Below are 4624 nucleotides of genomic sequence, written 5' to 3'. Positions count from 1 at the left end.
GAAGCGGTTAAGAGCGATATTAATTGAGCATCGGAGTCTGGGTCACGATTGGCAGTTTAGCGAGGAGCAAAAGAAGTTGCTGAAGCAGTATTACGATGCGAATAAGTTGTTGGTGGATTGCCTGAATAGTGATTGTTATGTGAGCCGTGAGGTGCGACAGCACATTGAGGATTCCTTGTTGTTACCTAGCACTTCACACCACTTGCCACAGCTAGGGTAACCATTGGGAGCAGTCCTTCTGGGACAAACGCCACAATAATTCTGATCGCAAAAATGAAGCTTTATAGTTGCACGGTTGACGAGTGCGAACAAGAGTAATTGGTAATTGCAGAGTTTCCAGAAATAGTGAGTCAAGCGATTACTCAATTCTTAAGACAATACGCCAGCCGTTGTATTAGGATATAAACAGCAAATCAGGTAAATGGCGGTTTCTGAGCCATTTGTATTGTACTATTTTAGCCTTGTCACGCTACTACGTCTGTGGTTCAATAGCTTCCTACCCCTGCTCAGCCTGACTTGTAATCAACCGCTGCACACTCACCAACGCCCGATTCAACTCATAACTTTTCCGCTCAGGATGATTTAAATATGCCTGTTGTTCTTCCTCAATCATCAACACATCCTGACGCACCAATCCATCGAGTAACTTTTGTGCCGAACCAAATAAACTATTTTTCACAAACCGACGAAACCACACGGGCAACTTGTGCAAACGCCAGAACGCATTTAACGAAGTGAAGTGAATCAGATAAGCACGAGTTTCTGTTTCACTCATTGGGCAAAATAGACAGTAAATATTGAAATCTTTACCGAGTGTAGAAACCCAATGGGGATAAACATAGCTCACATGCAAAGGTTCCGGATGGAGGCGTCGTAAAGCTGGAAAAAATAGCTGAGAAATCGACCAGATTTTGTCAATTCTGTAATAGCTTTGTACCTGATAATGAGCATCTATGCGGTTAGCATCTTCTTCGATATCTTCTAGCATTGCATCTGTCCATGCCTGCCAGTCTTGATGCAAATGCCCGTGATACATATCCATCAGGTTTTCTATCAGATAAGAAAAATGGGCTTTGCATTCAATAATGGAGACAGTTGCAATGTAGTTGAGATGTTCCCACTCCGGTACACCCATCGGCTGTATTTGCTCTAAATGCAACTTCTCTACATCCCCAGGAAACAGCCAGATAAAACCATCTTGTTCTTTGACTGGATAGGAGCGAATTTTACAGTTGGGGAGTTTCTGATTGGCGGCTAGATAGGGGACGACGGCACACTCACCACTTGACTGAAATTGCCATCCATGATATGAGCATTCTATGCGATCGCCGATTACGCGACCATGACTGAGTTTAACCTGTCGATGGGGACAACGGTCTTCTAGGGCATAGACTTCACCGCTATCATCTCGATAAAGGACGATAGGCTGATTCCACAGAGTGACACTGAGAGGTTGGGTTGTAACCTCGCTGCTCTTGGCAATCACATACCAATGATTCGGGTTTATTTCTAACTGACGAATATCAAGGTGCTGGTTGGTTAGAGAGAGAGATTGCATAGTGTTAGCTTGCAAACAACGATTATTACAGTAGGGCACTGCTGGGAGCGTGCCCGTATCCTATAGGGTGGACGCAACAGCAAACCACCACAGAAGTTAGATTTTTAAAATACCCTCTGGATTGACCGAGAGAAGCGATCGCCTCTTTAACCCTTCTCGCTGTAAAATCTGATTCGCTGCCAGTAAGCCACTACTAATCGCCCGTTCCATCAAGCCACAAGGAAATGGCATCTTCACCCAATCCCCGGCAAAGATGAGATTGGGAATCTCGGTGGAAGTTTCGGGGCGTTCGGCATAGCTTCCCGGTGGATAGCCAGAGAAGTTTTTCTGATTCACCAGTTCCCGGTGTAGCATCGTCGCCTCTTTTAGAGGGGGGACAATTTCATAAAGTTCCTGTTCAAAGGTTGTAAGCAAAGCTTGTTGATTGGGGAATTGTTTCTCTTTGTAGCAGTAAGCATGTAACTCTACGACACTGCCGCCCGTTTTCTCATGCCAAGCGATAAATTGGTCTTGAATTCGATGATACAGAGTAATGCTATCGGTGAGTTGATAGCCCGATAACGAAGTAAAATTGCTGTGTTCCCAGTCAAAGTCGCGGTCAAACCAGAAACGGGCAACGGCAAAGGGGTCTGCTACGCTTAATTTCTCCACTTGATTTTGTACCTGTGGATTCACTTGACCTTCGCACCGCTTCAAGAGCTGCTGAACTCCAGGTACATCGGTGGCAAAGATATAATAATCTGCTTGAATCGTCTCTCCCGATGGCTGTAAGGACGCAATGCCTTGCGCCCCTACTAACTGAATTTGCTCATCTTGACGTTGAGCAATTTGGAAGCGAGGTAAATTCCGTTTAGCTGGCCCCGCAAGGACTCGTCCCTGGGCGTCGTAGAGTGCGCCGTGGCAAGGACAAAGGAACTTTCCATCCGCTTGGTGCTGTACGGTACAGCCTTGGTGAGTGCAGCTGAGAGAAATGGCTTCATCCCTTCCCGGTGCTACGGCGAAAACCTCATCTCCAGCGCCGTAATAGTCCAACACTTCCGACTCCTTTTCGGGCGATGGATGCATCGCCCCTACGATGTCTGACTCGGAACTCCCCACGCTACGCTTCACCCAAAAGGGAACATCACTCTCAATACTTCCCTGCTGATAGCTAAGAGATTCAATCTGCTCATGCTGGCAGTTAATCCGGCTGACGGTTGCTTCTGTGACAATCTTGCCGCCCCGTTGCTCAATAGCTCGACGAATGGGTTGCACTAAACTGGTACCCATATCTTGACGTGTGCCATTAAAGGCTAATCCCTCTGGATTGCCAAAAAAGTAGAAGTGGAAAAACTGCATCAGTTCTCCCACACTCAGGACATCTGGGGCGTTCAGGCTGGATTTGGCAAAGGGTAAAAAGTACAAGTCATAAAGTCCTTGAGGGAAATCCTGCTGCACCCATTGAGACACAGGTATAGAATCAAGGCGATCAAAACTTTCTGGAATCTGAAACCCACCGATTTCTCGGAACACACTCCAGTGTTGCACTTTGGTGAGATTAATCCCCCAGTGCAGCCAATTAGGCGATGCGATCGCTAAATCTACAACATTCCAGGGAAATGCCGAACGGCTGGGTTTGAAAACTTCTGGCTGGTACTTGCCATCGCGAAACACAACCGCATAAGACTTTAAGGAGACAAAATTATCGCGGATGTTGAGTTCTTCAACCAGGCTGTTGAGGTTGTAATATTGGGGGAAAAAGCCGTGAAACCCGTGTTCCATCATGAAGGTTTCTTCGCCCACTTGGATTGGCCAACTGGCGATTTTACCCCCCAGTTGAGGCGACTTCTCCAAAAGGGTGACGCTAAAACCGCGTTGGCTCAGTTCATAAGCACAAGCTAGCCCCGCGAGTCCTGCGCCGACGACAACGACACGTTTGGGTTGACTGAGTTGTCGAGGTAAATCCAGGGTGTCTTGCTGGAAAATTGTAGGCTGAGGCTTCGAGAAACGAGAGTATCCCAGAACGCTACCTACAGCACCGACCCCTAGTACCTTGAGGGCAGTTCGTCGAGAGACTGAAGGAAAATTCAGTCCGTTGTCATCCCCATTGTTAGGGGGGATCGAGGGGGGTGGTGATAGAGGAGAATTGGATGATTGACTCATGCGATCGTAAGCGAATCCTGACAGAATGAAATATTGGCGCGAAACACTGGCTGTAGCCCAGCGAATTTTAATTGAATTAGGGCGACGACGCCGCAGCCTGATTTTTTGGAGTATTTTCCCGATTTCTGTCCTCTTACTGAACGGGTATATTTTGGCAGAACGAGCTAAACTAACAACGGCTAAAGCCTTTGAAAGTGCTGCCCCTTCTACCTTAGTGGGTGCGGCCTTGTTTTTCAGTTGCCTGGGCGGTAGTGTGGCAACAGTCGTTGCAGAACGAGAACAACAAACGCTCAAGCGCTTATTTATCTCCCCTTTGAGTGGAACCTCCTATTTTTTAGGTATTTTTTTCGCTCACAGCTGCATTGGTATGGGTCAAGCATTGCTGGTATATACCTTATCGGCTTTTTTGGGAGCAGAGTTTCAGGGTTCTGTTCTGCTGGGGGTCTTGATTATCTTACTCAGTATTATTACTTATGTCGGTGTAGGATTTGTTCTCGGTACACAGTTTGCACGACGGACAGAGGATGTCAATGCTTTAGTGGCGGCGTTCGGAGTGCCTCTGTTGATTTTAGGGGGAGCGTTTCTACCAACATCCTTATTTCCCAAAAAATTGCTAGAAATTGCCAAATATAACCCGATTTATCACATGAATGAAGCCTTACTTGGTGTTTGGGCGGGGGGCAAAAATTTATCAGATACAGATATTTCGTCACATTTTTGGTTTCTGTTTGGGTTTGCGCTTGTCATGGTTGCAGCGGGATGGCTGTCTTATCGGCGCATGTTGAGGGTTGAGAGAAGGCTATAATGCTGTTCACGAAGGCATTATTTCTCAACTAGACATAGGGTATATAACCCTTCTCAAAACTTTTTCAACAAGCGATCGCTCACCAGCCTCCTAACAGTCAAATCAGCGATCGCACTATC

Annotated in this window: 4 protein-coding genes; 2 read left to right on the top strand and 2 right to left on the bottom strand. The window is 46.7% G+C overall.

Annotated elements, in window-relative coordinates; genetic code table 11:
- Positions 1-220 (top strand): NACHT C-terminal helical domain 2-containing protein (locus V6C93_RS32695; protein ID WP_333480860.1); only part of this gene is annotated, 220 nt, incomplete at its 5' end.
- 276 nt (positions 221-496) lie between these two features.
- Here the strand turns inward: V6C93_RS32695 and V6C93_RS32690 are convergent.
- The gene (locus V6C93_RS32690; RefSeq protein ID WP_333480859.1) at positions 497-1558 is read right to left on the bottom strand and encodes an aromatic ring-hydroxylating dioxygenase subunit alpha; all 1062 of its coding nucleotides are present in this window, start codon (positions 1556-1558) and stop codon (positions 497-499) included.
- Positions 1559-1654: 96 nt separating this feature from the next.
- Complete coding sequence (locus V6C93_RS32685) at positions 1655-3700, bottom strand: FAD-dependent oxidoreductase (RefSeq protein ID WP_333480858.1); 2046 nt, start codon at positions 3698-3700, stop codon at positions 1655-1657.
- 25 nt (positions 3701-3725) lie between these two features.
- Here V6C93_RS32685 and V6C93_RS32680 point away from each other — a divergent pair, with 25 nt between their 5' ends.
- On the top strand, positions 3726-4505 hold the full coding sequence (locus V6C93_RS32680; protein ID WP_333480857.1) for an ABC transporter permease: 780 nt from the start codon (positions 3726-3728) through the stop codon (positions 4503-4505).
- The last annotated feature ends 119 nt before the right edge of the window (positions 4506-4624 follow it).

This window comes from Allocoleopsis sp., from assembly GCF_036703385.1.
Classification (GTDB): domain Bacteria; phylum Cyanobacteriota; class Cyanobacteriia; order Cyanobacteriales; family Coleofasciculaceae; genus Allocoleopsis.
The sequence above is the reverse complement of the archived record's forward strand: the minus strand, read 5'-3'. Positions and strand labels throughout refer to the sequence as shown.